Origin of the sequence: Roseateles sp. PN1 (assembly GCF_038419725.1) — a bacterium.
Classification (GTDB): domain Bacteria; phylum Pseudomonadota; class Gammaproteobacteria; order Burkholderiales; family Burkholderiaceae_C; genus Paucibacter_A.
In genome coordinates, this window is sequence record NZ_JBCARA010000002.1 from 54,467 (window position 1) to 81,437 (window position 26,971).

The following is a 26,971-nucleotide window of genomic DNA, read 5'->3' on the forward strand; positions in this document are numbered from 1 at the left end:
GGCTTAGACCCCTTGCTGTCGCCGCTGTGCCTTGAGGTAGACCACGGCATCGGCCATCCGCCGCTCAAGCGGATCGAGAGAGGAAATGTTGGGTTCGCGGCTGTGGGTTTTCACGAACTCTTTGATCTTCGGCCAGAGCAACACGGCCTCTTCATCACTCATCTGGACACGGGTAGCTTCAATCGTGTCTTGAATGACTTTGAAGACCTTGGTGGTCAGCGACTTGGACAGGATTTCAAAAGCCTTCTGGAAGGGATTCACGCGGTCAATCAAGTCAATGTGTAGGTCATCGATGTTGATGAACTTGTCGGCCATCCGAACAAAACGCTTGTCCCCCTCCTGCTTGATTTCGCCATTCTTGATCACGGAGTCAACGACGACATGCTGACGAACTTCCTCGACTTCCGCTTCAGTCAACTCGGGGTACTTGATCTTGATGATTTTCGGAATCATCACCTTGTTGATGACCTCAGGGTCAACATTTCCAGGCAAGGCTTTGACGATCTTGTCGTCAGAAAGAATCGCGGCTTTCAGGTCATTCAAGTCCGACTCGATGATGTCTTTGACCCGCTTGGATGAAGGCTCCTTCAAGCCCCGAACCTTGATTTCAGTGTCAGTGCTTTCATCGTCGTCACTGACCTTGGTCTTGAACTTGAAGTTCGGGGCCAAGACCTGCTCCATTAGCAGAGAACATGTGATGGCCTTCAGCATGTTGTTCACCGAGAGCCGCACAAGGTCATCGGCAGCATCAGGTTGAGCGATCAGATTGGTGAACTGGGCATGGCTCTTGTTCTCACTATCACGAGTACACCGGCCAATGATCTGGATGATCTCAGTCAGCGAGCCGCGATAGCCAACGGTTAGGGCATGCTCACAGAACTTCCAGTCGAAGCCCTCTTTTGCCATTCCGAGGGCGATGATGACGTCCACATCCTCCGGCTTCTGAAGCTTGCGAAGGTTGTTCAGAATCTCGTCCCGAAGCGGGCCTGATTCGTCGTCCACCAAGTCCGCGACGACGATGACCTTGCCGTCGCCATGCCTCTTCACATGAAGAAACTGCGTCTTGGGATCACGGTGCGAGACAACACCAATGACATCCAAGATGCGGTTCACCTCTTCGTACTTCCCTTCTTGGGTGGACTCGCCTGACTGAGGTCGGGGAATGTGCAGGATGGTCTTCTTGTCGGTATCCAACACCTCACCAATGGCCGTCGTGTACTTGCCTTGGTAGAAGTGGTATCCGATGCCCAGCGACTTCAGGAAGGTGTAGCCGTTTAGCTGCTCGTAGTAGTTGTATGTGACCTTGGTGAACTGGGCTTCGTCTTCGGGCAGCAGCACGGGAATGCTGTCGCCACGGAAGTAGGAGCCAGTCATTGCCACGATGTGGGCATCGGACTTCGCCATGACGGAGCGAAGCAGCTCACCTAGCCGGTTCTCACCGTCAGCGGACACATGATGAAACTCGTCAATGGCGAGAAGCACATTGTCAAAGTCAGACTCTTCCGTAGCCTCAAATGCGAACCTCAGAGTCGCATGAGTGCAAATCAGGATCTTGTCTGTGCCCTTCAAGAAGTCGACGAAAGCATTGACCTTGCTCTTGTCGCCGCCAGGCGTGGTGAGATTGTTCTTCGGCTCGACTGTCCAGTCCGAGAAGAAGCCAAACTTGCTCAGCTCTACCGAGTCAAATGACCCACCAATAGACCGCTCTGGCACGGCGATGATGGCTTTGGACACGCCCTGATTGATGAGCTTGTCCAGTGCGATGAACATCAAGGCTCTGGACTTACCAGAAGCTGGAGGTGCCTTGAGCAACAGGTACTGGGCATTGCGAGCCTCAAAGGCCCGCTCTTGCATTTCCCGCATGCCATATTTGTTCGTGCTCGTGCTTTTGCCTGTCTGGGCATAGGTGACATCAACAATATTAGGCACTCTTAGCCTCCGTCATCTTTTCGTAGAGCTTAAACAGGTAGGTCAAGAGATCGTCATCGTTCTTGAACTCTGTACGGTCGTAACAAGCAAGGACAGCAAGATCAAGTTGCTTGTGAGCCTCTAGGAGGTCAGGCGGCATTTTGTCAGGGTCATAAAGATCAGAGATTTTTCGCTCTGGATATTGCTCACGCTTAGCCAGAACTTCAAACACACAATTGCGGATTTGCTCCTTCTTCTTCTCCGAAATATCAGGAATCGGGAAGTTGTTGTAGCAAAGAACATTCGAGTACCGAATACGCGACTCTAGACAGCCCCCGACCGCCTTAGTCCAAAGCATGTGTGCCCGCGACGAAATCACTCCAAAAACAAAAGGATCAGCGTCATACAAAATCTGAGCCGAATGTGTTGTCAAATAATTATAGTCAAAGAAGCCAAGCTGTAAATAGTCACGCTTTTCAGACGATGTGCAGGGAAGAAGAATGAAAGACTTCTTTGCCCTATGGCGATATCTAAACTGATGTGAACGCTCCACGAGGGAACTTGCAACCTGCCCCCCGTTCTCTCTGAAGCTTCTTACCGACTCAATACGAGTTTTAATCGCTGGAATCGCAAGAGCCTCACTAAGCTCGCCATCTTCAATCCAGATGCACCATCTTTCCAAATTCTTCAAGAATTCATTGCCACCAATGAGTGGTTTAATGAATTTTTTCGCCCTAAGGTCTGCCGCTACCAATTGCTCTTTCTCTTCTGGAGTCAAGATCAAGAACCCGCCCTCGATAGGCTGGTTGCCATAGGCCATTTCAGGAAGTCGGGAAAGTGGCGTCGTTCGCTTGTAGATATAGGTGTTTTTGGTGGCAGTCAGATACGGCGAAATATTTGCCACTTCTTGCGAAAAATCACCGCTGAACAAAGTTCGCTTGCTAATAGAGCCTTGAGCTAGACCTATCACCACACAGGTAACACCAGCTTTATTCTTGGCATTGTTCGACCACTTAAAGGATGTGTGTGCGAAGTTGATGCAGACATCCAACTCTTCAAGAATGTGCGGCCAAAGCAATGCGACCTGTTCTCCTTGAGTGATCGAATTCGTGCTGACAAATGCCACTCCCTTGGCTCCGTCACGCACATAGGCTGCTCCCTTGTAGAACCAAGTAGCAATGAAGTCCAGGCTGTTGACACCATCCAGATGCCCCAGAACTTGCCGCATCTCGGCTTTCTGATCCTCGTCTTGGGTTCTCGCACCAAGATATGGCGGATTTCCAAGCACGTAAATTTCAGCATTAGCAGCAGGTTTGCAGAAGTCCGGCCAATTCACCTGATTTGAGCTTTTGCAAATGACGTTACCGCTGCTCTTCAGAGGCAAAGCTGGACTCGCGTAGCCAAACACAGCCTTGAACTTCTGGTTCATCTGATGCTCTGCTAGCCAAAGAGAGAGAATTGCAATCTCATGAGCAAAGTCATCAAGCTCAATTCCGTAGAACTGGGACAGTTTTATTCTTGAAAGAGCAATCAAGCCACCCTTTGACAGCTCTTGAATCCGTTGAAAGATATCAATCTCTAGCTGCCTAAGCTCTTTGTAGGCAATGATAAGAAAATTTCCAGATCCGCAGGCAGGATCAAAAATCTTCAGGTTCTCGATTCTAAAAAGCAACTGCTCAAGCTTGGACTTGCTTTCGTAGTGCTTCTCAAACTCACTACGAAGATCAGTGAGAAACAGGGGCTCAATGACTTTCATGATGTTGGGCACGGACGTGTAGTGCATGCCCATATTGCCCCGTTGACTCGGGTCGACTACCGCCTGAATCATTGAGCCGAAGATGTCTGGATTGATCTCCGACCAATTTAGGTCTGCACCACACTCAATGAGCATGGCACGAGACTTCCTACTGAACTTCGGCACCGGCAGGTTGTCTGCAAAGAGTCCGCCGTTAACATATGGAAAATCAAGATAGTCTGGGACACCCTCCCGACTTTCCTTGTTCATCACATCAAAGGCACGACTCAAATAGTCCGAAAGATCCTCACCTGACTCTGAGGTGTGCGATGCGATGTGATTGGTAAAAAGCTTCTGCTTGAAGATTCCTGTATCTTCAGCGAAGTAGCAGAACAAAATTCTTGACAGAAAAACGTTCTGCCAATGAATCTCTTGACGTGTGTTGGCGGGATTGTCAGCACGAAGCAAGTCAAAGAGCTTCGCCATCTTCTCGGCGGCTCTGACATCGGCTGGATTTTCACCCTGAACTTGAGTTTTCTCCATTCCGGCCCAAGGCAGGAAGAAGTCAAACTTCTTATTTAACTCCGACAGAGGGATGTCGAGAGTGTCTTCAGTTCTTGTATCAATCGCCAACAAATGAGTAGCATTGATGGCTATGATGAATCGGGGCTGGTGCTTCTCAACAACCTCCGAATCTTTCATGTCGTCGATGACAGACAAGAGCTGCGTGCTGTCTGTGGACTTGAAGAAAACCTGCTTCTTCCACAGCACTTCGTCATCTGATTTGGAAAGGTTGTAGCTACCCTTCCCAACCATCTTCAACCGAGTGATTGAAGCCTTTGGCTTGCCATAGCAGTCCAACAAATCAAAGAGGAAGCTCTCATGATTGATCTGTTGGACGAGGCTTTTCACCTTCTCTTCTATCTGAGCAATATTCATATTTTCTAATCATTCATCCCTGAGAGGGTCAAGTATGCAGGAAGAGAAGCCTGTCAACATGCCGAGAAATCCGCATGTCGCGCGACAAAAAGAAAAAGCCCCGACCACACAGAGGGGTCAGGGCTTGAATGCCTCTTCGCTGTCATCACGAAGTTGCACCTGCTCAGGGAGGAAAAGCAGGGAGCGTTGCTCGGGGCAGAGTCTAGCAGTGCCATGAGCCGTGCAGCTTCAGGGGTAGCACTGACGATCAGACCTTGTACTTGGTCATGAAGGTTCGCATGCCCTTGGACAGGTAGCCCCAGCTATAGCCGCCACGCTCCTTCCAAGACACAGACTCCTTCAAGGTTCCGTTCTCTTCGCCACGGGCAAGCAACTCGTTCTGCACGATGTCATGCGGGTAGACATAGACATCCTCGGTCTTGTCCTTGTTCCGATTGATGAAGGCGATGTAGATGTCTTTGCCGCTGTACTTCTTTTGGATGAACAACCGGCTCTTGAGCTGCACCTTCAAGAAGGACTGGCCGTCACGGTGGCAAGCGATGAAGTCAGCCCCTTGCCAATCGTCAGACAGGCGAATGCAGTTGAAGCCGTAGTCCGCGAGGTGAGCCGCAATCTTCTGGAAGTTGTAGTTCTCCTGTTGGCGAGAGTTCAGGTCTTCGTAGTCAACTTTCTTGAACTGGTAGCTCATCGGCCAAGCCCCTTCAATTGATTGAGTAAGTCCATCGGATCGGGTGGATTGGTCTTGGCAAAGAACTCAGTGCCAACCAAGAGCGGGATGTACTGAACCTTGTACCTGCCCACCATTTCAGCAGCCCTGCCGATAAAGATCATGTCGTCAAAGCTCGGTGGGGCGTTGTAGAGCTTGGCAAGCCTAGGGGGCAGTGCGGCATCAACAATGGTGTCGTCGCCCAAGCAAATCCAAGCATGGACGTTCTGAACACCCGTCAATGGCTCCGTTGCCCTCACCTCTTCTTGCAGCCCTTCAAGGGTCGTTTCAAACTCATCCGTGCCGTTGACGATGACATTACCAAGAACGATGTTGGCCGGAATGCCGACAAGGTTCAGGTGGGCAAAGAAGTTGGTCGAAAGGGTTTGGCACGAATTGCCCCAGTAGCCCCGAATGACCTGACTAAGATGACCTGATAGCTCTCCCGTGAGCTGGGATGCAGCCCGCAGAACATCATCAGAAATCCGTTCTTCGGGGGAAATGATTGGGGGCCTGACGAAGCCCAGCTTGCCAGACTCAACGATGGCAGTAGCCAGTTGCTGGCGGTAGAGGTCTGAGTAGTCCAAGAGACTGATTTCTTTCTTCTGTTGTTCAGTTGGCATAGCCGCTCATGCAGTCGCCACACATCCATTCGCCATCGTCGTAGATGCCTCCGGTCATATCGGTGTTCCGATGGCACCAGCCACAGACAGACATGATTGGCCGGTAGACCTCGTAGTCGCGCTTCGGCTCTTGGTAGCCCTTCTGGTTGGATGGCAAGAGCTTGGGATCAGGTGGTGTGGCGAACTTTCCGCAGTTGGAGCACCAGTGCCCTCCATGATGAGGAACCGTGCTGGACTTCTTGCAGTGTCGACAGACAACAAGATTGGGATCAACGACTGGCACCACATCAACGGGAACCAGCTCAGCAATGCTCTCAATCCTTCGGCATGTCATGCCGTTGCTGTTGAGGTGGCTTAGCAATGGGTCAAAGCCCTTGTCGCTGCTCAAGACAAAGCATTCAGTCTGAGGGGCAGTCTCGAAGGTGCGGCCCAGCTCAAAAGCAATGTGGAAGTCCAAGGCATTCTTGCCAGCACCGGAAATCTTCAAGAAATCCACGCGACTGAACCGATGAGCTGTCTCGGGCTTGCGAGCTGCCTTTGGCGGATTCTGATTGGCTCCAACAAAGATGATGGCCTTGAAGGACTCATCCAGCGGTGAGAGATCGACCTTTTGCTTGTTCTCAAGGTCAATGAGCAAGAGCTTCTTGGTCATGCTCGGGCCTAGATGAAGTTGAGCAACAAGCGACCAACAGAGTTCGTCAGGTCGCGGGCGAACACAGCAAGCCATCGCTGGCTGTCGTCGTTGAAATGGGATTCGCTGAAGCCGTTGCGAGAGTTGGCAATCGCATTGGTCAGGGTCGGCAAGGCATTCACGATCTCAACAGGGAACGGGCCTTTGGCCAGCAGCTTCTTGCTGATGTCGTCCTTCACAACCTTGCACAAGGGGATGAGGTCAGACAGCCCCGAATGCTCAGGCACATGCTTGCGGACATATGCCTTGTAGAGCCCTTCAAGGCATGTGTAGCTGAGGGTGGTTGCTCGGTTGTACTGGTGGACATCGATGGCATGGTCGATGTCCTTGAGGCTGTTGTTCAGCTTCTCCGAGTTCCACAGGTCCGAAGGAACAATCGTCAATGGAACGGCTCGCCCGCCACCAAAGACAACTTGCTTGACGGCCTCTGCCGCTTCTTTGTCGTGAGGCTCCAAGTCCTCAATGAACAATCTGAAGAGCTGAAATCGCTGGGGCTCAGGTAGAGCCTTGATGATGTCCAGAAAGTAGTCTTTGCGGCTCTGACTGAGGCCGCGACGCTTCCGGTCATCCATCAATTGCGAGTAGGTCAAGCAATCAGGATCGACCTGGCTGACCATCTTCAGAAACCCCGGACCACTGCAATAGGTCGGAGTGCCATCCTTGTTGATCGCCATGAAGAGGCGATTGAAAGCGACGATCCAGTTGACTTGGCTGTTGTCCATTTTTTTCAGCCACTCCCTTTTTTCTAACTACTAGCCGCCCTTCCCCGCTTCCTCATCAAGCTTGCGAAGGAAGGAAAGCTTCTCACCTATCTTGACCTCAAGACCTCGGGGCACGGGCTGATACCAATTCGGCTCTGCCATGCCATCTGGGAGATAGGTTTCTCCAGCAGCATAGGCATGGGGCTCATCATGTGCATATCGGTACTCGTGCCCATAGCCCAGCTCTTTCATGAGCTTGGTAGGTGCATTGCGAAGGTGTACAGGAACCTCACGGCTCTTGTCCTGCTTCACGAAGGCTCTGGCCGCGTTGTATGCGTTGTAGCCCGCATTGCTCTTGGCTGCGACTGCCAGATAAATAACGGCCTGACCAAGTGCAAGTTCACCTTCAGGACTTCCAAGCCGCTCAAAGGTCAATGCAGCATCGTTGGCAATTTGCATGGCTCTAGGGTCGGCTAGGCCGATGTCTTCCCATGCCATCCGAACAATGCGACGGGCCAAATATCTTGGATCGGCCCCGCCATCCAACATGCGAGTCAGCCAATACAAAGCACCATCAGGATTGGAGCCCCGAACTGACTTGTGAAGGGCTGAAATCTGGTCGTAGAAGTTGTCCCCGCCTTTGTCGAACCTTCTTGCATTGAGGCTCAAGGCATTGGTGATGAACTCTGCCGTGATCTCAGAAATGCCAGCCGCTCCAGCCGCTGTGTTGCATTGCTCCAGCAGATTCAAGAACCTTCTTGCGTCCCCATCGGCATAGCCAATGATGGTGCTGGTCGATTGCTCATCAAAGCGAAGATGACTCAGGGCCTTGTCCTGTGCTCTCTTCAAAAGCTGCTGAAGCTCTTCGTCAGACAAAGACTTCAGGACATAGACCTGAGCCCGCGAAAGCAAGGCTGAGTTGACCTCAAAGCTCGGGTTTTCTGTAGTAGCTCCGATGAAGGTGAATAGCCCAGATTCAACATGAGGAAGAAGAGCATCTTGTTGGGATTTATTGAACCTGTGGATCTCATCCACGAACAAGATGGTGTGCTTGCCTTGCGATAGGAAATGCTGAGCTTTTTCCATCGCCTCCCTGATGTCTTTGACACCAGAGAAGACGGCAGACAAGGCAATGAATTCGCAATCAAAGGCGGTGGCTGTGAGTCTGGCTAGAGTCGTCTTGCCAACTCCCGGAGGCCCCCAGAAGATCATTGAATGGGGCTTGCCAGACTTGAAAGCCAACCTCAGTGGTTTGCCCTCACCCAGCAAATGCGACTGCCCAATGACCTCATCCAAGGTCTTTGGCCGCAGGCCTTCGGCCAGCGGGGCGGCTGGCTCTTGGGAGAACAAATCACGCATAGCTAGGCCCCTGAATTCGTTGTGCAAGCACAATTTTTTGCACAATCGATTCTCTAAGCCATTGATTTACAAGGGACTTGACCGCCTTGTTGAAGCGGTGGATTTCGTCAACAAACAAAATCGTGCGCTTGCCCAGGGCCAGGTATTGCTGGGCCTGCTCCATCGCGGCGCGGATGTCTTTCACGCCAGAGAACACGGCCGACAAGGCAATGAACTCGCACTTGAAGGCCGTGGCCGTCAGCCGCGCCAGCGTGGTTTTACCCACCCCTGGCGGGCCCCAAAGAATCATCGAGTGCGGCGTGCCCGACTCAAAGGCGAGGCGCAGTGGCTTGCCCGGCCCCAGCAAATGGGACTGACCGACGACCTCATCCAGCGTGCTCGGGCGCAGCGCCTCGGCCAAGGGCGGCGTGGGTTGGGCGGCGAAAAGATCCATGCGGCTTGAGCTGCTAACTCACTGCTCGATCAAATCGGCTCCGGCGGGCAAGACGAAGCGAAATCGCTCGGCCGCCACGCTGGCATTGGCATTGACTGCCGAGAAGTCCAAGCGCGAGCGTTGACCGAAACCGTCAACGATCTCCAGCGCCGCCAGCACGGAGCCCTTGAAGCCGATCTTCAAGGACTGAAAGCCACCGTCCGCCAGCTTGGGCTCGGCCTGCACCCAGTCCAAGCCCCCTTCGGAGGCCAAGGCTTTGAGTTTGAAATCGCGCTCCAGATTGCCGCCTGCCAACAGGGCCGCAGGCGTCGCACCCAAGGCCTGATTCATGCGGCGCGAGCTGGCCTGCTTGAGGTCGGGGTCGAAGATCCAGACCTTCTGACCATCCGCAACGATCAATTGCTCGAACGGCTTGGTGTAGACAAAACGGAATTGATTGGGGCGCTGAAACTCAAACGTGCCCGAGGACATCTTTTTGCGCACGCCGTCGGGCGAGCTGACGGTCTGAGTGAATTCGGCACGCCCGCTTTTGACCTCGCGCACAAAGTCTTTCAGGGCCGAAACGCCATCGGCCTGGGCAGCGCCAGCCAGCATCAGCAGCCCGGCCAGGCCCAGCGACTTGATTCGATTCAACAACTTCATCTTCATGGATTGACCTGCTTTACTCGTCGCGCTTCGGAATGATCAGATCACGATTGCCATTGGTGCCCATACTGGACACCAGGCCCGACTTCTCCATCTGCTCGAGCAAGCGCGCCGCCCGGTTATAGCCAATGCGCAGATGGCGCTGCACCAGCGAGATGGAGGCCCGGCGATGCTGCAGAACGATGGCCACCGCCTGGTCGTACATGGGGTCGGCTTCACCCTCCCCACCCGCGCCACCGCCGCCGGCCTCACCGCCCTCACCTTCTAGCACGCCGCCTTCCAGAATGCCTTCGATGTAATTGGGCTCGCCCTGCGACTTCAGGTACTCCACCACGCGGTGAACCTCCTCGTCGCTGACAAAAGCGCCGTGCACACGGATTGGGAGGCCGGTGCCTGAGGGCATGTAGAGCATGTCACCCATGCCCAACAAGGCCTCGGCGCCCATCTGGTCGAGGATGGTGCGGCTGTCGATCTTGCTGCTGACCTGGAAGGACAGTCGGGTCGGAATATTGGCCTTGATCAGGCCGGTGATCACATCCACCGAGGGTCGCTGGGTGGCAAGAATCAGGTGAATACCGGCCGCACGGGCTTTTTGCGCCAAGCGCGCGATCAGCTCTTCAATCTTCTTGCCCACCACCATCATCAGGTCGGCCAACTCGTCGATGACGACGACGATGAAGGGCAAGCGCTCCAGCGGTTCGGGCATCTCCGGCGTCAGGCTGAAGGGGTTGGGAATGAGTTCGCCGCGTTCGCTGGCTTCGTCGATTTTCTTGTTGTAGCCGGCCAGATTGCGCACGCCCAGCTTACTCATCAGCTTGTAGCGCCGCTCCATCTCGCCCACGCACCAGTTGAGCGCGTTCGAGGCCTGCTTCATATCCGTCACGACGGGGGCCAGCAAATGCGGGATGCCTTCGTAGACGCTCATTTCAAGCATCTTCGGGTCGATCAGAATCAGGCGCACATCGCGAGCTTCGGCCTTGTAGAGCAGGCTCAAAATCATCGCATTGATGCCCACCGACTTACCGGAGCCGGTGGTACCAGCCACCAGGCAGTGCGGCATTTTGGCCAGGTCAGCCACCACGGGCAGGCCAACAATGTCCTTGCCCAGGCCCATGGTCAGCTGCGAGGACGCATCGGCATAAACCTGCGAGCCGAGAATTTCCGACAGGCGGATGGTCTGGCGCCGCGCATTGGGCAGCTCCAGAGCCATGAAGTTCTTGCCGGGAATGGTCTCAACCACCCGGATCGACACTAGGCTCAAGCTGCGCGACAAATCCTTGGCCAAGCCCACGATTTGAGAGCCCTTCACGCCCGTGGCGGGTTCGATCTCGTAGCGGGTGATCACCGGGCCGGGCGAGGCGGCCACCACGCGCACCTCAACGCCGAAGTCGCGCAGCTTCTTCTCGATCATGCGCGAGGTCATCTCAAGCGATTCGGGCGTGACCGACTCCACCCGCAGCGGCGCGGTGTCCAGCAGATCCACCTGCGGCAGCTTGGTATCGCTGGCGTCCACGAACAAGGTCTTCTGACGCTCCTTGGCCACGCGGGTGGACTTGGGCACCTCCACCACGGGCGCCTCAATCACGATGGGCACATGGTGTTCTTCCACCACCTGGCGCTCCACCTCCACCACATGTTCACGTTCTTGCGCGGCCTGCTCGCCGACGCGTTGATCTTCGGCCTGCTCGCGACGTTCTTGCTGGCGCTCGCGAAACTCATCAAGGCGCGTGCCCAGGGTCTCAGCGAGCCGCAGCCAGGAAAAGCGCAGCGCAAGGCCGGCGCCCAACAGGAGCAAGGCAATCCACACCACACCCGAACCCGCAAAGCCCAGGGCGCGCATGCTCCAGGGCCCGAGCGCATAACCCAGCACGCCACCGGCATGTCCTGGCAAGCGCGCCTCGAAGGAATAAAGACGGGTCCACTCGAGTGCACAGCTGGCGCTCATCAAGAGCAGCAGGCCCAAGACCCAGAGCGCGATATAGCGTCCGGCCGAGCGTTCAGGCGCTGGCGCTTCCGCCCTCAGCAAACCGGCCAAGCCGCTGAGCCACTGGCGCAAACTCACCAACAGCAGCCACCAGGCCGAATAGCCAAAACTAAACAACAGCAGATCGGAAATCCATGCACCCAAGGCGCCGACGCGATTGCCGTAGAGCGCATGCGTGCCTGAGCTCGAAAAGGCGGCATCGGCAGGGTCGCGGGTCAGCATCGCCAACAAGACCAGGCACCACAGCAAACCGCCCAGCAGCAACCATACCGGCGTGCTCAGCGGGTTGTGGCGAGCGACTGGCGCGCTAGCGCCCTTCTTGCCTTGCCGTTTGTAGACTTTGTCGTTTGCGCCGAGCTCGTCGTCGCGCAGCAGGGAACCCAGGGGAAAACTCATGCCACCATTGTGGCGCAGGTTTCAGGCGGCCTGCGCAAACGAGCCACCGCAGCACAAGGTCACTGCCGGACGCAAAGCCTTCAAGCAATCAATCAGGGAAGCGTTCCTTGATGACCACCGAGCCATTTTCCAAAGTCTCGATCACGCCGCGCTCTTCCAGGTCCTTCATCACCCGGCTGACCATCTCGCGCGATGCACCCACGACCTTGGCCATGTCTTGACGCGACACCTTGCCACGGATGATCTTCAGGCCTTTTTCCTCTTCCGACATATCCAGCAACGTGCGTGCCACGCGGCCGTAGACATCAAGCAGAGCCAAGGACTCAATCTGGCGATCCGCATTACGCAAGCGCGCCACCAAGCCACGCAAAATGGCGTAGGACAAGCTGCTGGTGTCGGGCAGGCAGCGCGCAAACTCCAGGCGGCCCAGCACCAACATATCGGTTTGCACCTCGGCGCGCACCGTCGCGGAATGAGGCTCGTGGTCGATCAAACTCATCTCACCCACATAGTCGCCGGGCTGCAGCACCGCCAGAATCACCTCGCGGCCACGGGTGTCGGCCGTCAACACACGGGCTCGGCCATTCAGCAGAATGAACAAGGCATTCGACTTGGTGCCCTGCTCAACGATCAACTCGCCGCGCTTGAAGCGCCGCTTGACCACACTGTCCGCAATGGACTGCGCCTGATCGGTCGTCAGCAGTGAAAACAAAGGCACCCTGCGGATCAGGTCCAGATTGGACAACATTGCCATTAACGGCCTCCTTTGAATAATGGTTTGAAATCGGCACAAACCCCAAAGCATGAAGCGTACCTAAAATGCGCTCAGCGATTGTGCCAATACCTTCTTGCAATCACATGCCATCTGCAGCGGAAAAACCCGATCCAGGCGCCTTGTGTGTGCGGGATACAACCCCATAGTAATGTCATGAGCTCAACCACCCAACACCACTCGCTGCTGATTCTCGGTTCCGGCCCTGCCGGCTACACCGCTGCGATCTATGCTGCCCGCGCCAATCTGAAGCCCACCTTGCTGACCGGCATGGCCCAAGGCGGCCAATTGATGACCACCACCGAGGTGGATAACTGGCCTGCCGATGTGATGGGCGTGCAAGGCCCGGAACTGATGCAGCGCTTCCAGGAACACGCCGAGCGCTTCCAAACGCAAATCATCTTCGACCACATCAACGAGGTCGATTTCTCCAAGCGCCCCTTCACCCTCAAGGGCGATAGCGCGAGCTACACCTGCGATGCCCTGATCATCGCCACCGGCGCTTCGGCCAAATACTTGGGCCTGCCTTCGGAAGAGGCCTTCATGGGCCGCGGCGTCAGCGGCTGCGCCACCTGCGACGGCTTCTTCTACCGCGGCCAGGAAGTCTGCGTGGTCGGCGGCGGCAACACCGCCGTCGAGGAAGCCCTGTACCTGTCCAATATCGCCAGCAAGGTGCATGTGATTCACCGCCGCGACAAGTTCCGCGCCGAGCCCATCCTGATCGACAAGCTGACCGAGAAGGCCAAGTCCGGCAATGTGGTGCTGCATCTGTGGAACACCCTGGACGAAGTGCTGGGCGACCAGAGCGGCGTCACCGGCGTGCGCATCAAGAGCACCGCCAACGGCAGCACGCAAGACCTGGCCCTGCAAGGCTGCTTCATCGCCATCGGCCACCAGCCCAACACCGACATCTTCAAGGGTCAGTTGGAGATGAAGGACGGCTACATCGTCACCAAGAGCGGCCTGAGCGGCATGGCCACCATGACCAGCGTGCCTGGCGTGTTTGCCGCTGGCGATGTGCAAGACCATGTCTACCGCCAAGCCATCACCAGCGCCGGCACCGGCTGCATGGCCGCACTGGATGCCCAGCGCTTCTTGGAACAAGAACAGGCCTGATGGACTGATAAACAGTGGCCTGCACTCTTGGCGGTGCAGGCCACTGCGTCAACGCTATCGCCCGTGTCGCCCGTATCGCCACGAATGCGTGCAAGGTCTGGTGCCGCGCAGGGCTGACCTGCAAACCCTCACTGGCGATTGCCGTGACACTTGGCTTACGAGCTACCCCGCCCCACTCGCACACGACTTCCCGTCGGACCCGTGCACCCGAAGGACGGCTTCAACAGCCTTGCCCTTCACCCGTCAAGACCACCTCTGCGCCCAGCTGATTCACGCCGCGGCCTAGCCGCCCTGGCGCAGCACCCACTTTTACGCTATACTCGCGGGCTTGCTTGCTGGATGGATCACGCTCGATGAGTCAAATCAAAGGGTTTAGCAGGTAATAAGTGGTCATGTGGTCAATGCCGGCTTGCAAAGCAAGCTGGGTTGGCTGGTCAATATTTCGATACAGGAGAAGCGTCATGGCACGCGTCTGTCAAGTCACGGGCAAGAAGCCCATGGTGGGAAACAATGTTTCTCACGCCAATAACAAAACCAAGCGTCGCTTTCTGCCTAATCTGCAGTACCGCCGCTTTTTCCTGGAGACCGAGAACCGCTGGGTTCGTCTGCGCATCAGCAATGCTGCCCTGCGTTTGATCGACAAAGTCGGCATCGAAAAAGTCGTGGCCGATCTGCGCGCCAAGGGCGAGCTGTAAGCCAAGCCCTGATCTAGAACTGATATAGCAAGGACAAAATCATGGCAAAAGGCGCACGCGAAAAGATCAAGTTGGAGTCGACCGCAGGTACGGGTCACTTCTACACGACCGACAAGAACAAGAAGACCACGACCGGCAAGCTCGAATTCATGAAATTCGACCCCAAGGCTCGTAAGCATGTTCTGTACAAGGAAATCAAGCTGAAGTAATTCAGCCTTGACTGCCGGGGCTGCTTCGCCAGCCTCACAAAAAACCCCGCAGCGCAAGCTGGCGGGGTTTTTTCATTGGGCAAGCCCATTGCTTGCCTGGAGTATTACTTCGCCTGTTTGCTTGCCGCAATTTCGGCCGCGAACTCCTTGGCAAACCAGTCGTCCATCATCTTCTTCTCGTAACGCAGCGAGTCATTGCCATCCACGCGGTTAAAGCTGTCCAGATAGCCCATATCTTGCAAGCGAACCTTGGCCGAGCGCAACTCCTTGCCGCCTTCGCTGAGCGTGTAGCGCAACTCCATCGACGGGATGGTCACATTTCGCATCACGCGCAGCATCTCCATCGAACGGCCATGCGGCTCAAGCTCGCCAGCCAAATTCACATCGCTCACTTCGATCACCAGGTCCCGACCCGGCAGCAAGCGGTCACCCAAGGCCCGTAGATGCGCTTGTACGTCCGCCAGCACACGCTCCCGATCCACTGTCGAACGCCCCACATCGGAGAACTTTTGCGGCTCAAGAAAACGCACTTCCACATGCGCCTGCGCCGCACTTGCAAGCAGCAGAGTGCCACTCAACACCGCCATGGAAATTGCCTGTCTAGTTTTGAGCTTCATCGGTCGATCTCCTCTTTAAAACAAGTCATGCCCAAGTCTAGGCGCCAGCCATGAAAAAGGGCACCCACTTGGGTGCCCTTTCTGTGCCGGCTTTGTGAACTTACTTTGCCCGTCAACCCAAGCAGACTAAGCCAGACGAAGTCTCAAGAGGCAACTCAGGCCGCCATGCGGGCCTGACGCAAGCTCATCGAGAAGGCCCGCAATTCAGCAATGCCGCTCTCTTCCGCGCGCCGGCACCAAGCCTGCAAGTCGCTAACCAACTGTTCGGCCGAGACATTGGTGCGGGTCCAGAGTTGACGCAACTCTTCGCGCATCGTCATCAGCTTGTCCAGGGCGGGACTCGCCGCACGGGCGCCCGCCAGTTGAGGCAGCAAGTCGGCAGGGATACGGTCCTCATCACGATGCAGCCAACGCTTCGCGGCCTTGAACTGGGCCCACTGCGCGCTGTGCTCTTCACCTTGCGCCTTCAGCTTGGCCAACTCGGCCGCACAAGCCGCCTTCAGACCACGGCGATAGCTGGCCATGACTTCGTAGCGATTGGCGATGATGGCCTCAAGCGTCTGCTTATCGGCCGGCTTGATGGCGCCCGTCAGCAGCTTGGGCACAGTCTTGCGCACCTTGGCCCAACCCAGCATTTCAAAGGCACGGATATAGCCCCAGCCAATGTCGAACTCGAAAGGCTTGACCGAGAACTTGGCCGAGGTCGGGTAGGTGTGATGGTTGTTATGCAACTCCTCACCACCGATCAAGATGCCCCAGGGTGAAACATTGGTCGATGCATCGGGTGCTTCGAAATTGCGGTAGCCCCAGAAGTGGCCAATGCCGTTGATCACGCCCGTCGCCCAAACCGGAATCCAGGCCATCTGGATCGCCCAGATCGTGGCACCGATCGCGCCGAACAAGGCCAGATTGATGATCAGCATCAGGCCAACACCTTGCCAGGAATAGCGGGTGTAGAGATTGCGCTCAATCCAGTCGTTAGGCGTACCAAGACCATACTTGGTCACGGTCTCCGGGTTCTTGGCTTCGGCGCGATACAACTCCACACCGGTCAAGAGCAAGGCCTTCAGACCGCGCGTTTGCGGGCTGTGAGGATCCTCTTCGGTCTCGCACTTGGCGTGGTGCTTGCGGTGAACGGCGACAAATTCCTTGGTCACCATGCCGGTGGTCAACCATAACCAGAAGCGGAAGAAGTGCGCCGGAATGGGGCCCAAATCCAAGGCACGGTGCGCCTGCGCACGGTGCAAGAAAATGGTCACACCCAGAATCGTGAAGTGGGTCACGACCAAGGTGTAGATAACTATTTGCCATGCGCTGGCATCGAGCAAGCCGTTGCTGAGCCAAGCCACAAGGCCGTCATGTATCGTCGTCAAGAGGTTCATTCGATCCTTAAACTGGTAGCCGGCGCTTCATTCTGAGATCGAATTCACCGGATGCTCCCTCGGGGCGGACATGTCGCTTTTATGGGACGACCGTGCACACCTTGCTTGGAAAATTTGTCCAACGATTGTAGAGGACATGACCCAAAACTCCCAGCCCTTCCGTCGGCCGGCTGGCTGAGCCAAATCAAGCCATGTCGATCGCGCGGGCTTAGTTTTTCTGCCAGACGGCCGCAAAGAAGCCATCGGTCTGATGGCGATGGGGCCACAGGCGCAGATAGCCATTTTCCACCAACTCATCGGCGCGGTTGACGTGCGCTTTGCTCAAGACTTCACCAGCCGGCAATTTGGTGAATTGCGGATGGGCGGCCTCGAACTGCTGCGCGATCACCTCATTCTCGGCATCCAGCAAGCTGCACGTGGCGTAAACCAAGCGGCCACCGGGTTTTAGCAAGCGCGCGGCGCTGGCCAGAATAGCCGCCTGCTTGACCTGCAACTCTGCCACCGCCTGCGGCGTTTGGCGCCACTTGAGGTCAGGGTTACGGCGCAGCGTACCCAGTCCAGAGCAAGGCGCGTCAACCAGCACCCGATCGATCTTGCCGGCCAAGCGCTTGATGCGCTCGTCACGCTCATGCGCGATTTGAGTCGGATAGACATTGGACAAGCCACTGCGCGCCAGGCGCGGCTTGAGCGAAGCCAAGCGATGGCCCGACACATCAAAGGCATACAAGCGGCCGGTGTTGCGCATGGCATCACCCAAGGCCAAGGTCTTGCCGCCAGCACCTGCGCAGAAGTCCACCACCATTTCGCTGCGCTTGGCGTCCAGCATCAAGGCCAGCAACTGGCTGCCTTCGTCCTGCACCTCAACGCCGCCGCCGGTGAACAACTCCAACTTGTTCAAGGCAGGCTTGCCCGGAATGCGCAAACCCAGTGGCGAGAACGGCGTGGGCTCGACCTGGATATTGGCGGCAGCCAGCACGGCTTGCGCTTCTTCGCGCTTGTTCTTGAGCGTATTGACGCGCAGATCCAGCGGTGCGGGCTCGTTCATCGCATTGGCCAGGGCCCAGAACTGCTCTTCGCCTAAGCGTTCCAGCAAGGGCGCGGCCAACCATTCGGGCAGGTTGTGCTGCAACTTGGCCGGCAGGCTGCTTTGATCGATGGCCTGCACCTGCTGCAACCATTCCTGTTCTTGCGGCGTCAGGGCTCCGCGCAAAAAGGTGTCGTTGCCTTGCCAGGCCAGAATCGCCAGGCGGCGCTCGGTCGGGCCACGGCCTGACTGCGCCAGATGCTGCCAGAGCGGGCGGCGGCGCAGAACGGCGTAAGTTGTCTCGGCCAAAGCGTGGCGCTCACGCTGGCCAAGGCCTTTGTGTTGACGGAAAAAGGCGGACACCACGGTGTCTGCAGGCGCGTCGAGTTTGAGAACTTCACGCAGAAGTTCGCTGCTCATTTCAAGGAGGGCATTAGGATGCATGCCCCGATTATCCCAGCACCTGAGCACAAGCCCAATGAATGATGACGACTTGCCCGCATTGCCCGCCACAAAGCTGGGCCGCTACCGCCACTACAAGGGTGGCGAATACGAGGTGATCGGCGTGGCCCGCCACAGTGAAACGCTGGAGCCCTTGGTGGTTTACCGCCCGCTCTACAACGCCACCGGCCTGTGGGTGCGGCCACACGCCATGTTTTTTGGCACGCTGGAGGTGGCGAGTCAGACCGTGCAGCGCTTCCTGCCTATTGACTGAAATTCAGTTGGATTTCAGCTGAAACTCAGCTGAAGGCCTGAGCCTCGCCCGCCAACTGGCGCACTAGGCCGTTTTCCAGCGCCAACTGTCCCTGCACAAACCAGCGCACCGCCGCCGGATACATGCGGTGTTCCAGCTTGAGCACCCGGGCCGACAAGCTGCCTTCATCATCCCCTGCCTGCACCGGCACCACCGCCTGCGCCACGATGGCGCCGTGGTCCAACTCGGCGGTGACGAAGTGCACGGTTGCCCCGACGAATTTGCAGCCCATCTCCAGGGCACGCGCATGGGTGTGCAAGCCAGTGAACGCTGGCAGCAAAGACGGGTGGATATTGAGCATGCGCTCGGCATAGTGCGCCGTGAAGCCGGGCGTGAGAATGCGCATAAAGCCTGCCAGCACCACCAGATCAGGCGTGAAGCCGTCGATCACACGCTGCAACTCGGCATCAAATTCCTCGCGCTTTTGCGGGCCACTGAAGGCCTTGTGATCAACCACCGCCGTGGCGATGCCATGCGCTTGCGCAAAGGCCAAGCCCGCCGCATCGGGCCGATTGCTGATCACGGCGGCAATGCGCGCCGGCCAGGCCTCGGACGCGCAAGCGCGCACGATGGCCTCCATATTTGAGCCGCGGCCGGAGATCAGAATCACGATGTTTTTCATGGGGCCGAAGTGTAGGCCAAGGGCGCCCGACCACAACACCTCCCTACAATGCCAACCCATGTCAGAAGCCCCCACCGATACCCTGAGCAGCCGCCCGCGCGTGCTCTCCGGCATGCGCCCCACCGGCGCCCTGCACCTTGGCCATTACCACGGCGCCCTGAAGAATTGGGTCAACCTACAGGCCACACACGACTGCTTTTTCTTCGTGGCCGACTGGCATGCGCTGACCACCCATTACCAAGACCGCAGCACGATTGAGCGCAATGTCTACGACATGGTCGTGGACTGGTTGGCCGCCGGCATCGACCCCGAGCAAGCCACCCTCTTCATTCAAAGCCGCATGCCCGAGCATGCCGAGCTGTTCACGCTGCTGGCGATGAGCACGCCCGCCGCCTGGCTGGAGCGCATCCCCAGCTACAAAGACCAGCTCGAGAAGAACCGGCCCAACGGCGAAGGCGCCACCTACGGTTTTCTCGGCTACCCGCTGCTGCAAGCGGCGGACATCTTGATCTACAAGGCCGCCTGCGTGCCGGTGGGCGAAGACCAGACCGCCCATGTGGAAGTGACCCGCGAAGTGGCGCGCCGCTTCAACCGCATTTATTCGCCCGAGCGCGCCATCCTGCCCGAGCCGCAAGAGCTGCTGACGGCCACACCACGCCTGCCCGGCCTGGACGGCCAGAAAATGAGCAAGAGCGCCGGCAATGCCATCGCTATGCGCGACGGCCCCGAGGTGGTGGATGAAAAAGTACGCACCATGCCCACCGACCCACAGCGCGTGCGCCGCAGCGACCCCGGTGAGCCCAGCCGCTGCCCGGTCTGGCCCTTGCATCAGCTCTACAGTGATGCCAGCACGCAAGCCTGGGCCAGCGAAGGCTGCCGCAAGGCCAGCATCGGTTGCCTGGACTGCAAAAAGCCCTTGATCGAAGCAATTCAGGCCGAGCAAAAGCCCTGGCGCGAGCGCGCCGAGGCCTTTTTGGCCAACCCCAAGCAAGTGCAGTGGATTGTGGAAGTGGGCACCGAGCGCGCCCGCGCCGTTGCCCGCAAAACCCTGCGCGAGGTGCGCACGGCCATGGGCCTGGCCTACTGAATGCGGCCGCAGAACTCTCCCGAAGCAAGCATGGCCGGCATCCACATCACCGACATCGAATCCGCCATCAACTGGTGGCGCGAGCGCCAGCCCTCCGCCGACGGCCTGCAGGCCTGCGCCGAGGTCTGCGCCCTGGCGGAGGTCTACGGCCAGTTGGTCTATTACCGCGAGACCGAATGCGATGACGCCAGCATGCCCGCCGCCGCACTCGAAGCCTGGATGCAGTGGTACGACAGCACGCCCGACGCGCCCTGCATCGCCATTTGCTCCACCAGCCAGGGCGACGAGCTGTGCAAGGGCTGCGGCCGCACTTTTGACGAAGTGCAGAACTGGCCGGTGATGAGCCCCGCAGAAAAGCGCGTCACCTGGCGCCGCATTTCCATCGAAGCCACCGCCTGGCGCTTCAACCGCTATGCCGAGCGTGCACGCGAGTTCACCGGCGTCGATCATCCCCAGGCACCATCCCCCTCCCCATCGCAGCCCGGGGTCAAGTCTTGACGGGCACGACGGCGCCCGCCGCGCCAGGCCATCTGGACACCCTCCGCCGCCTGGCGCCCTTGGCTTGGCCAGTATTCATCGGCCAGGTCGCGGTGTTGGCCTTCAGCACGGTGGACACCGTGCTGGTGGCACGTTACTCCGCCACCGATTTGGCGGCGCTGGCCGTCGGCGCGGCCATTTACATCACCGTGTTCGTGGGCTTGATGGGCGTGGTGCTGGCCATCTCACCGATTGCCGGGCAGCTATTTGGCGCCCGCAAGCTGAATGAAGCCGGCGAGCAACTGCACCAAACCGTGTGGCTGGCTTTGGGCTTGTCGGTGCTGGGCTGCTTGGTGCTGCTGTTTCCCGAACCTTTTTTGGCCAGCTCGCACGCCAGCCCTAAAGTCGCCGCCAAGGTGCGCGGCTATTTGCAGGCCCTGGCCCTGAGTCTGCCCGCTGCCCTGCTGTTCACCGCTTTTCGCGGCTTCAACACAGCCGTGTCCCGCCCCAAGGCGGTGATGGCCATGCAGCTCGTCGGCTTGGCGCTGAAGGTGCCGCTGACCGCTTTGCTGATTTATGGCTTCAGCGTTGGGGGCATGCAGATGCCTCCGCTGGGCGCCGTGGGCTGCGGCATTGCCACCGCCCTGGTGATGTGGGCGCAGGCGCTGATCGCCCTGGTCTGGCTGCGCCGCGATGGCTTTTACGCCAGCTTTGGCCTGCACGGCACTGGCCTGCACGCACCCCGCGCGGCCGACATCAAGGCCTTGTTGAAGCTGGGCATCCCGATGGGCGCAGGCATCTTGATCGAGGTGACCGGCTTCACCTTCATGGCCATCTTCATCGCCCGCCTGGGCACCACGCCGGTGGCGGGGCATCAGGTAGCGGTCAATCTGGTCTCGCTGATGTTCATGGCGCCGCTGGCCCTGGGCAATGCGGCCCAGACGCTGGTGGCCCAGCGAGTCGGCGCGCATGACGCGGCGGATGCACGCCGCCTGGGTTGGCACAGCCTGGAGATTGCGCTGGCCCTGGCTTTTTGCCTTGGCGCGCTGGTGTTTTTCGCCCGCGAGCAGGTGCTGGGCTTTTATACCCAGGACCCGGTCATCATCGCCGCCGCCATGCCCTTGCTGCTGTGGGTGTGGGTCTTCCACATCGGCGATGCTGGCCAAACCGTGGCGGCCTTTGTGCTACGGGCCCACCGCATTGCTGTCGTGCCCATGGTGGTTTATGCCCTGGCGCTCTGGGGCCTGGGCTTGGGCGGCGGCTACTGGCTGGCGTTTGGCGACACCGCCTGGGTGCCGGCGGAATTCCACGGTGCGCGCGGCTTTTGGTCGGCCGCTACGGCCGGGCTGGTATCGGCCGCGCTGGGTTTGAGTGGCTTCTTGGCCTGGGTGCATGGCCGCGAGGCAGCCGGGCAGATTTGAGATCGACGTGAGGCTTGAGCCTTAAGCCAGCGGCAGCGTCAGCACAAAACAGCTACCGCCCCCCGGCCGGGACTCGCAACGCACCGTGCCGCCATGCCGCTGGGCGATTTGCTTGACCAAGCTCAGGCCCAGGCCAACACCACCGGCTTGTTCGGCATGGCCGGGCAGGCGGAAAAAGGCCTCGAAGATTCGCTCACGCATGGCCTCGGGCACGCCCGGACCGCGATCACACACGCGCACCACGGCAGCTGAGCCGCTGCGGCTCAAGTGCAGCAAGACTTCGTCGCCACCGTAGCGGCGCGCGTTCTCCAGCAGATTGCGCATGGCACGGCGCAGCAAGCGGTCCTCGCCCATCAGCTGCAATTGGCTCAGGCCTTGCTCGGCCTCAAACTGCGCGCCGACACGAGCTGCCTCCTCGGCCGCCATGCCGAGCAGATCCACTTTTTCAGCCACGGCGCCGGACACACCTGAGTCCAAGCGGCTGGCCAACAAAACTTCTTCCACCAAGGCATCCAGCTCGCGGATATTGGTGTGAATCTCGGCCGTCAGCCGGGCACGCTGCGCCTCGCTGGCATCGTCCAACATGGCGAAGGCCATCTTCAAACGGGCCAAGGGTGAGCGCAGCTCATGGCTGGCATTGGCCAGCAAGGTCTGCTGTGAACGCAGCAAAGTCTCCAACTGGCTGGCCGCACGATTGAAGCTCACGGCCAAAGCGGCCACTTCATCGTTACCCTGGTCGTCCACCCGATGCGCCAGATTGCCGGCACCGAAACGCTCCACCCCCTGCTTCAGGGATTCCAGCCGACGCGTCAGCCGACGCACCACCGGAAAGGCGCCGATGGCCACACCGAAGAACAGCAACACCAGCAAAGCCAACAAAGCATGCCCGTTCGGGCGCGGGCCAAAAATGGGCTGGAACCAAGCCGATTCCATATGTGCAGGCTGGCCGCGCATGCCACGCACATCGCCGCCCGCACGCAGCGGCAGACCGGGCATGGGCCGGCGCTGGCGCAGCACCAGCAGGCTGCGCCCATCATCCAGCACGAGCTGTACGGGCACGGCAGCAGGCGCGCCCTCCTTCGCCGTTTGGCGAAGCTCGGCCTCACGGCGCAGGAACAACTCCGAGCTGGCCACGCGCTCACCGCGTTTGTCCTCCAGCGCCACCGCCAGATGCAGGCGCTGGCTCCAATCCTCCAGGGCCAGGGCTTGCTGAACCTGCGGCGCATCGGCCACCGGCAAGGCATTGCCCAAGAGTTCAAGCAAGGCCGCCATGCGCTCACTGGCCGAGGTTTCTTGGCTGCCGCGCTCCTGCTCGATATGGCGTTGAAACAACCAGGCCGACCCAAATGCAAAAGCCAGCAGCAAAACCACCAGAGTCAGGTAGATGCGCAGGTAAAGCGCCTTCATTCGCAGCATCACGGGCGCTCAACTCGCTGTGTCGGCATCTTGTTTTCGTGCGAACAAATAGCCCGCACCACGCACGGTCAAAACCCGGCGCGGGTTCTTCGGGTCGTCCTCAATCAAGGCGCGGATGCGCGAGATATGCACATCGATGGAGCGGTCAAAAGCATCCAACGGGTGACCCTTCAAAGCATCCATGATCTGGTCGCGCGACATCACCCGGCCGGGGCTTTGGGCCAGCACCACCAGCAGGTCGAACTGATGGCTGGTGAAATCGCAGGACTTGCCGTCAATGCGCGCCACCCGTTCGGCCAGGTCAATCTCTAGCCGGCCAAAGCGCAGCACATCGTCCTCGGCGGCTTGCGGCTCCACCCGGCGCAACAAGGCCTTGATGCGGGCCTGCAACTCACGCGGCTCAAAAGGCTTGGCGAGATAGTCGTCAGCACCCAACTCCAGGCCCAGGATGCGATCCATGGGCTCGCCGCGGGCCGACAGCATCAGAATCGGCAAGCGCCGCGTATGCCCGTGCGCTCGCAGTTCGCGGCAGAAGTCCAGGCCATCGCCGTCACCCAACATCAGGTCCAACACCAGCAAATCAAAAGCGCCCGAGGCCAATACCGTGCGCGCCATCGCCAAGGAACCGGCCACGCTGATCTCGAAGCCGGCATTGCTCAGGTAGTCGCTGAGCATGGCGGTGAGTCGGGTGTCGTCGTCGATGAGCAGCAGTCTGGAAGGCATGGTGGCGCTGGCGTTGCAGTGAGATTGGGAGGCCGGCTTGCGCGCGGACAAGGCCCGCGCGGCCGCTTGCGCCTCGAGTGAAGGGCTAAGCATAAGCGAGCCTCGCTGCGCGGCCATCAATTCACCGCGGAGGCGGGCTTGGCGGGTTTGGCAGCCTTCGGCGTGCCACGCTCATGTCGATGTTCGCGATGCTCGGCATGATGCGCTTGCATGGCCTTCATTTTTTCACCCAGCTTGGCGCGCTGCTCGGGGCTGAGCACGCGGGCGGCATCCACCATGGCTTGGCTCATGCGCTTGCTGGCTTGCTCGCGCAAGACCTGACCCTGCTGACGCAAAGCCTCGACGGCAGCCGCATCCACGGTGGGGGCGGTCAGCAAGGCCATGCCTTGCTCGTGCAGTTTTTGGCCGCTGGCGTGCTGAGCTTTCAAGTCGTCGCGAGCGGCTTGCATGATTTGCTTGATCTGGGCGCGCTGGGCCTCGGTGGCATCCACCATGTCCAACATGCGGCTCATGTGGCGGCCACCCATCATCATGCCGGGGCCGCCCCGATCGCCCCGTTCGCTCATCTCGCCCATGCCGCGCATCTCGCCGGGGCCACCGTGCATGCCGTGGCCTTGGGCCATCACCAAGCCAGCGCTCATGGCCAGCACCGAGGCCAAGAGGCCTGTCTTCAGTTTGGAATTCAGCGTCGTCAACATGGTGTGCTCCTTGAGTCCATCTATCAATCAAGCCAGGATCTGGCGTGAATGAATCATCTGCGCCTCAGGTAAGCCGGGCATGCATGGGCCGTAAAGTTCTGTGAACAGGCATGAAAAAAGGGAGCCTTGCGGCTCCCTTTGATTTAGCACCCAGTGCAGCGCGATGGCGCTTACTTGATCGGCTTGAAGCGCATACGCTTGGGGCGCGCGCCTTCTTCGCCCAGGCGCTTCTTCTTGTCGGCTTCGTACTCATGGAAGTTGCCGTCGAAGAAGAACCACTGCGAATTGCCTTCGCAAGCCAGGATGTGGGTGCAGATACGGTCCAGGAACCAGCGATCGTGGGAGATCACCATGGCCGAGCCGGCGAACTCCAGCAGCGCCTCTTCCAGCGCGCGCAGGGTTTCGACGTCCAAGTCGTTCGACGGTTCGTCAAGCATCAAGACGTTGCCGCCCTGCGCCAAGGTCTTGGCCAAGTGCAGTCGGCCGCGCTCACCACCCGACAAGCTGCCCACCAGCTTTTGCTGGTCATTGCCCTTGAAGTTGAAGCGACCCAGATAGGCGCGGCTAGGCATCACGAACTTGCCAACAGTGATGTTGTCCAGGCCACCGGACACGTCTTGCCAGACGGTTTTGTCGGCTTCGAGGTTTTCGCGGCTCTGGTCCACGAAGGCCATCTTGGCGGTCTTGCCGATCTTGACATTGCCGCTATCGGGCTGTTCCACGCCTTGCAGCATGCGGAACAGCGTCGACTTACCGGCGCCGTTGGGGCCGATGATGCCGACGATGGCGCCAGCCGGCACCTTGAAGCTGAGGTTGTCGATCAGCACGCGGTCGCCGAAGCTCTTGCTGACGTTTTCGAACTCGATCACTTCATTGCCCAGGCGCTCGGCCACGGGGATGAAGATTTCGTTGGTGACGTTGCGCTGTTGGTACTCCACATCGCTCAGCTCTTCGAAGCGGGCCAGACGCGCCTTGCTCTTGGCCTGACGGCCCTTGGCATTGGAGCGCACCCACTTCAGCTCTTCCTTCATGGCCTTGGTGCGAGCGTCTTCGGTCTTCTGCTCAGTCTCCAAGCGCTTCTCTTTCTGGTCCAGCCAGTCGGAGTAGTTGCCCTTCCATGGGATGCCGTGGCCGCGGTCGAGTTCCAAAATCCACTCAGCGGCGTTGTCCAGGAAGTAGCGATCGTGGGTGATGGCCACCACGGTGCCGGGGAAGCGCTGCAGGAACTGCTCCAGCCATTCCACTGACTCGGCGTCCAAGTGGTTGGTCGGCTCGTCAAGCAACAGCATGTCGGGCTTGCTCAGCAGCAGGCGGCACAGGGCCACGCGGCGCTTTTCACCACCGGACAGCACGCCGATGACGGCATCCCATGGCGGCAAGTTCAGCGCGTCAGCGGCCAGTTCCAACTGCAAGTCGGTGTTTTCCGAACCGGCGGCAGCGATGATGGACTCCAACTCGCCTTGTTCGGCGGCCAAAGCGTCAAAGTCGGCGTCCTCTTCGGCATAAGCGGCATAGACCTCGTCCAGACGCTTCTTGGCGGCCAAGACGCCACCAATGCCCTCTTCCACCGCTTCGCGCACGGTCTGCTCGGGGTTGAGCTGCGGCTCTTGCGGCAGATAGCCGATCTTGATGCCGGGCATGGCGATGGCTTCGCCTTCGTATTCCTTGTCCACGCCGGCCATGATCTTCAGCACGGTGGACTTACCTGAACCGTTGACGCCCAGCACGCCGATCTTGGCGCCGGGGAAGAAGGACAGCGAGATGTCCTTGAGGATGTGGCGTTTGGGAGGAACCGTCTTGTTCAGACGGTTCATCGAGAAGACATATTGAGCCATGGC

Annotated in this window: 25 protein-coding genes and 1 pseudogene; 7 read left to right on the forward strand and 19 right to left on the reverse strand. The window is 58.6% G+C overall.

What is annotated here, in order from left to right:
- Positions 1–3: 3 nt before the first annotated feature.
- The 11 genes and pseudogenes from AABB87_RS03075 to AABB87_RS03125 form a co-directional block, all read right to left on the reverse strand.
- Positions 4–1,929 (reverse strand): DEAD/DEAH box helicase, encoded by a 1,926-nt coding sequence (locus AABB87_RS03075; RefSeq protein ID WP_341969768.1) that lies wholly within the window; start codon positions 1,927–1,929, stop codon positions 4–6.
- Positions 1,922–4,582: a DNA methyltransferase gene (locus AABB87_RS03080; RefSeq protein WP_341969769.1), complete on the reverse strand. Its 2,661-nt coding sequence runs from the start codon at positions 4,580–4,582 to the stop codon at positions 1,922–1,924. The genes AABB87_RS03075 and AABB87_RS03080 overlap by 8 nt, the downstream gene beginning before the upstream one ends.
- A 247-nt stretch (positions 4,583–4,829) precedes the next feature.
- Positions 4,830–5,270, reverse strand: a complete 441-nt coding sequence (locus tag AABB87_RS03085) for a hypothetical protein (RefSeq protein ID WP_341969770.1) — start codon at positions 5,268–5,270, stop codon at positions 4,830–4,832.
- Complete coding sequence (locus tag AABB87_RS03090; protein ID WP_341969771.1) at positions 5,267–5,911, reverse strand: hypothetical protein; 645 nt, start codon at positions 5,909–5,911, stop codon at positions 5,267–5,269. Before AABB87_RS03090 ends, AABB87_RS03085 begins: the two co-directional genes overlap by 4 nt.
- Positions 5,901–6,563, reverse strand: coding sequence for a PIN domain-containing protein (locus AABB87_RS03095; RefSeq protein ID WP_341969772.1), 663 nt, complete (start codon positions 6,561–6,563; stop codon positions 5,901–5,903). The genes AABB87_RS03090 and AABB87_RS03095 overlap by 11 nt, the downstream gene beginning before the upstream one ends.
- Before the next feature lie 8 nt (positions 6,564–6,571).
- A complete protein-coding gene (locus AABB87_RS03100; protein ID WP_341969773.1) occupies positions 6,572–7,324 on the reverse strand; it encodes a hypothetical protein in 753 nt (250 codons plus the stop codon).
- A 30-nt stretch (positions 7,325–7,354) separates the two neighbouring features.
- On the reverse strand, positions 7,355–8,662 hold the full coding sequence (locus AABB87_RS03105) for a replication-associated recombination protein A (RefSeq protein ID WP_341969774.1): 1,308 nt from the start codon (positions 8,660–8,662) through the stop codon (positions 7,355–7,357).
- A 40-nt stretch (positions 8,663–8,702) separates the two neighbouring features.
- Positions 8,703–9,095, reverse strand: a pseudogene (locus AABB87_RS03110) (AAA family ATPase); the annotation flags it as partial.
- 18 nt (positions 9,096–9,113) lie between these two features.
- Complete coding sequence (lolA, locus tag AABB87_RS03115) at positions 9,114–9,737, reverse strand: outer membrane lipoprotein chaperone LolA (protein WP_341970258.1); 624 nt, start codon at positions 9,735–9,737, stop codon at positions 9,114–9,116.
- Between the two features lie 19 nt (positions 9,738–9,756).
- Positions 9,757–12,120 (reverse strand): DNA translocase FtsK, encoded by a 2,364-nt coding sequence (locus tag AABB87_RS03120; protein ID WP_341969777.1) that lies wholly within the window; start codon positions 12,118–12,120, stop codon positions 9,757–9,759.
- Between the two features lie 88 nt (positions 12,121–12,208).
- The gene (locus AABB87_RS03125; RefSeq protein WP_058719933.1) at positions 12,209–12,874 is read right to left on the reverse strand and encodes a Crp/Fnr family transcriptional regulator; all 666 of its coding nucleotides are present in this window, start codon (positions 12,872–12,874) and stop codon (positions 12,209–12,211) included.
- A gap of 174 nt (positions 12,875–13,048) precedes the next feature.
- Between AABB87_RS03125 and trxB the strand changes: the two genes are divergently transcribed.
- The 3 genes from trxB (at position 13,049) to rpmG (ending at position 14,912) form a co-directional block, all read left to right on the forward strand.
- The gene (gene trxB, locus AABB87_RS03130) at positions 13,049–14,008 is read left to right on the forward strand and encodes a thioredoxin-disulfide reductase (RefSeq protein ID WP_341969781.1); all 960 of its coding nucleotides are present in this window, start codon (positions 13,049–13,051) and stop codon (positions 14,006–14,008) included.
- A gap of 461 nt (positions 14,009–14,469) precedes the next feature.
- Positions 14,470–14,703 carry a 50S ribosomal protein L28 gene (rpmB, locus tag AABB87_RS03135; protein WP_058719935.1) on the forward strand — a complete coding sequence of 78 codons (234 nt, stop codon included), beginning with the start codon at positions 14,470–14,472 and terminating at the stop codon, positions 14,701–14,703.
- A gap of 41 nt (positions 14,704–14,744) precedes the next feature.
- Positions 14,745–14,912, forward strand: a complete 168-nt coding sequence (gene rpmG / locus AABB87_RS03140; protein ID WP_058719936.1) for a 50S ribosomal protein L33 — start codon at positions 14,745–14,747, stop codon at positions 14,910–14,912.
- 104 nt (positions 14,913–15,016) lie between these two features.
- Here rpmG and AABB87_RS03145 read toward each other — a convergent pair whose 3' ends face one another.
- From AABB87_RS03145 to AABB87_RS03155, 3 genes are all read right to left on the reverse strand, one after another.
- On the reverse strand, positions 15,017–15,529 hold the full coding sequence (locus tag AABB87_RS03145) for a DUF3016 domain-containing protein (protein ID WP_341969783.1): 513 nt from the start codon (positions 15,527–15,529) through the stop codon (positions 15,017–15,019).
- 155 nt (positions 15,530–15,684) lie between these two features.
- Entirely contained in the window at positions 15,685–16,911 is a 1,227-nt protein-coding gene (locus AABB87_RS03150) for a DesA family fatty acid desaturase (protein WP_341969785.1), read from the reverse strand.
- Between the two features lie 208 nt (positions 16,912–17,119).
- Complete coding sequence (locus AABB87_RS03155) at positions 17,120–18,379, reverse strand: RsmB/NOP family class I SAM-dependent RNA methyltransferase (protein ID WP_341969786.1); 1,260 nt, start codon at positions 18,377–18,379, stop codon at positions 17,120–17,122.
- Positions 18,380–18,413: 34 nt separating this feature from the next.
- Between AABB87_RS03155 and AABB87_RS03160 the strand changes: the two genes are divergently transcribed.
- Complete coding sequence (locus tag AABB87_RS03160) at positions 18,414–18,650, forward strand: DUF1653 domain-containing protein (protein WP_341969788.1); 237 nt, start codon at positions 18,414–18,416, stop codon at positions 18,648–18,650.
- 25 nt (positions 18,651–18,675) lie between these two features.
- Here AABB87_RS03160 and purN read toward each other — a convergent pair whose 3' ends face one another.
- Positions 18,676–19,311: a phosphoribosylglycinamide formyltransferase gene (purN, locus tag AABB87_RS03165; protein WP_341969790.1), complete on the reverse strand. Its 636-nt coding sequence runs from the start codon at positions 19,309–19,311 to the stop codon at positions 18,676–18,678.
- Between the two features lie 58 nt (positions 19,312–19,369).
- Between purN and trpS the strand changes: the two genes are divergently transcribed.
- The 3 genes from trpS to AABB87_RS03180 are packed head-to-tail and all read left to right on the forward strand — an operon-like array spanning position 19,370 to position 22,296.
- Positions 19,370–20,398 carry a tryptophan--tRNA ligase gene (gene trpS, locus AABB87_RS03170; protein WP_341969791.1) on the forward strand — a complete coding sequence of 343 codons (1,029 nt, stop codon included), beginning with the start codon at positions 19,370–19,372 and terminating at the stop codon, positions 20,396–20,398.
- A gap of 30 nt (positions 20,399–20,428) precedes the next feature.
- Entirely contained in the window at positions 20,429–20,896 is a 468-nt protein-coding gene (locus AABB87_RS03175; protein WP_341969792.1) for a DUF3717 domain-containing protein, read from the forward strand.
- Positions 20,893–22,296: an MATE family efflux transporter gene (locus tag AABB87_RS03180; RefSeq protein ID WP_341969793.1), complete on the forward strand. Its 1,404-nt coding sequence runs from the start codon at positions 20,893–20,895 to the stop codon at positions 22,294–22,296. The genes AABB87_RS03175 and AABB87_RS03180 overlap by 4 nt, the downstream gene beginning before the upstream one ends.
- Before the next feature lie 21 nt (positions 22,297–22,317).
- Here AABB87_RS03180 and AABB87_RS03185 read toward each other — a convergent pair whose 3' ends face one another.
- The 4 genes from AABB87_RS03185 to ettA all read right to left on the reverse strand — a co-directional run bounded on the left by AABB87_RS03185 (position 22,318) and on the right by ettA (position 26,968).
- Positions 22,318–23,712, reverse strand: a complete 1,395-nt coding sequence (locus AABB87_RS03185; RefSeq protein ID WP_445944826.1) for an ATP-binding protein — start codon at positions 23,710–23,712, stop codon at positions 22,318–22,320.
- Positions 23,713–23,721: 9 nt separating this feature from the next.
- A complete protein-coding gene (locus AABB87_RS03190; RefSeq protein WP_295080316.1) occupies positions 23,722–24,435 on the reverse strand; it encodes a response regulator in 714 nt (237 codons plus the stop codon).
- Positions 24,436–24,551: 116 nt separating this feature from the next.
- Positions 24,552–25,133, reverse strand: coding sequence for a Spy/CpxP family protein refolding chaperone (locus AABB87_RS03195; RefSeq protein ID WP_341969795.1), 582 nt, complete (start codon positions 25,131–25,133; stop codon positions 24,552–24,554).
- Between the two features lie 170 nt (positions 25,134–25,303).
- Positions 25,304–26,968, reverse strand: coding sequence for an energy-dependent translational throttle protein EttA (ettA, locus tag AABB87_RS03200; protein ID WP_058719945.1), 1,665 nt, complete (start codon positions 26,966–26,968; stop codon positions 25,304–25,306).
- Positions 26,969–26,971 lie beyond the last annotated feature (3 nt).

What these genes read in the sequence shown, in the direction of transcription:
- AABB87_RS03080 (WP_341969769.1), bottom strand. Translation starts at nt 4,582, where the DNA reads ATGAATATTGCTCAGATAGAAGAGAAGGTGAAAAGCCTCGTCCAACAG.
- AABB87_RS03085 (WP_341969770.1), bottom strand. Translation starts at nt 5,270, where the DNA reads ATGAGCTACCAGTTCAAGAAAGTTGACTACGAAGACCTGAACTCTCGC.
- AABB87_RS03090 (WP_341969771.1), bottom strand. Translation starts at nt 5,911, where the DNA reads ATGCCAACTGAACAACAGAAGAAAGAAATCAGTCTCTTGGACTACTCA.
- AABB87_RS03095 (WP_341969772.1), bottom strand. Translation starts at nt 6,563, where the DNA reads ATGACCAAGAAGCTCTTGCTCATTGACCTTGAGAACAAGCAAAAGGTC.
- AABB87_RS03100 (WP_341969773.1), bottom strand. Translation starts at nt 7,324, where the DNA reads ATGGACAACAGCCAAGTCAACTGGATCGTCGCTTTCAATCGCCTCTTC.
- AABB87_RS03105 (WP_341969774.1), bottom strand. Translation starts at nt 8,662, where the DNA reads ATGCGTGATTTGTTCTCCCAAGAGCCAGCCGCCCCGCTGGCCGAAGGC.
- lolA (WP_341970258.1), bottom strand. Translation starts at nt 9,737, where the DNA reads ATGAAGTTGTTGAATCGAATCAAGTCGCTGGGCCTGGCCGGGCTGCTG.
- AABB87_RS03120 (WP_341969777.1), bottom strand. Translation starts at nt 12,120, where the DNA reads ATGAGTTTTCCCCTGGGTTCCCTGCTGCGCGACGACGAGCTCGGCGCA.
- AABB87_RS03125 (WP_058719933.1), bottom strand. Translation starts at nt 12,874, where the DNA reads ATGGCAATGTTGTCCAATCTGGACCTGATCCGCAGGGTGCCTTTGTTT.
- trxB (WP_341969781.1), top strand. Translation starts at nt 13,049, where the DNA reads ATGAGCTCAACCACCCAACACCACTCGCTGCTGATTCTCGGTTCCGGC.
- rpmB (WP_058719935.1), top strand. Translation starts at nt 14,470, where the DNA reads ATGGCACGCGTCTGTCAAGTCACGGGCAAGAAGCCCATGGTGGGAAAC.
- rpmG (WP_058719936.1), top strand. Translation starts at nt 14,745, where the DNA reads ATGGCAAAAGGCGCACGCGAAAAGATCAAGTTGGAGTCGACCGCAGGT.
- AABB87_RS03145 (WP_341969783.1), bottom strand. Translation starts at nt 15,529, where the DNA reads ATGAAGCTCAAAACTAGACAGGCAATTTCCATGGCGGTGTTGAGTGGC.
- AABB87_RS03150 (WP_341969785.1), bottom strand. Translation starts at nt 16,911, where the DNA reads ATGAACCTCTTGACGACGATACATGACGGCCTTGTGGCTTGGCTCAGC.
- AABB87_RS03155 (WP_341969786.1), bottom strand. Translation starts at nt 18,379, where the DNA reads ATGCATCCTAATGCCCTCCTTGAAATGAGCAGCGAACTTCTGCGTGAA.
- AABB87_RS03160 (WP_341969788.1), top strand. Translation starts at nt 18,414, where the DNA reads ATGAATGATGACGACTTGCCCGCATTGCCCGCCACAAAGCTGGGCCGC.
- purN (WP_341969790.1), bottom strand. Translation starts at nt 19,311, where the DNA reads ATGAAAAACATCGTGATTCTGATCTCCGGCCGCGGCTCAAATATGGAG.
- trpS (WP_341969791.1), top strand. Translation starts at nt 19,370, where the DNA reads ATGTCAGAAGCCCCCACCGATACCCTGAGCAGCCGCCCGCGCGTGCTC.
- AABB87_RS03175 (WP_341969792.1), top strand. Translation starts at nt 20,429, where the DNA reads ATGGCCGGCATCCACATCACCGACATCGAATCCGCCATCAACTGGTGG.
- AABB87_RS03185 (WP_445944826.1), bottom strand. Translation starts at nt 23,712, where the DNA reads ATGCTGCGAATGAAGGCGCTTTACCTGCGCATCTACCTGACTCTGGTG.
- AABB87_RS03190 (WP_295080316.1), bottom strand. Translation starts at nt 24,435, where the DNA reads ATGCCTTCCAGACTGCTGCTCATCGACGACGACACCCGACTCACCGCC.
- AABB87_RS03195 (WP_341969795.1), bottom strand. Translation starts at nt 25,133, where the DNA reads ATGTTGACGACGCTGAATTCCAAACTGAAGACAGGCCTCTTGGCCTCG.
- ettA (WP_058719945.1), bottom strand. Translation starts at nt 26,968, where the DNA reads ATGGCTCAATATGTCTTCTCGATGAACCGTCTGAACAAGACGGTTCCT.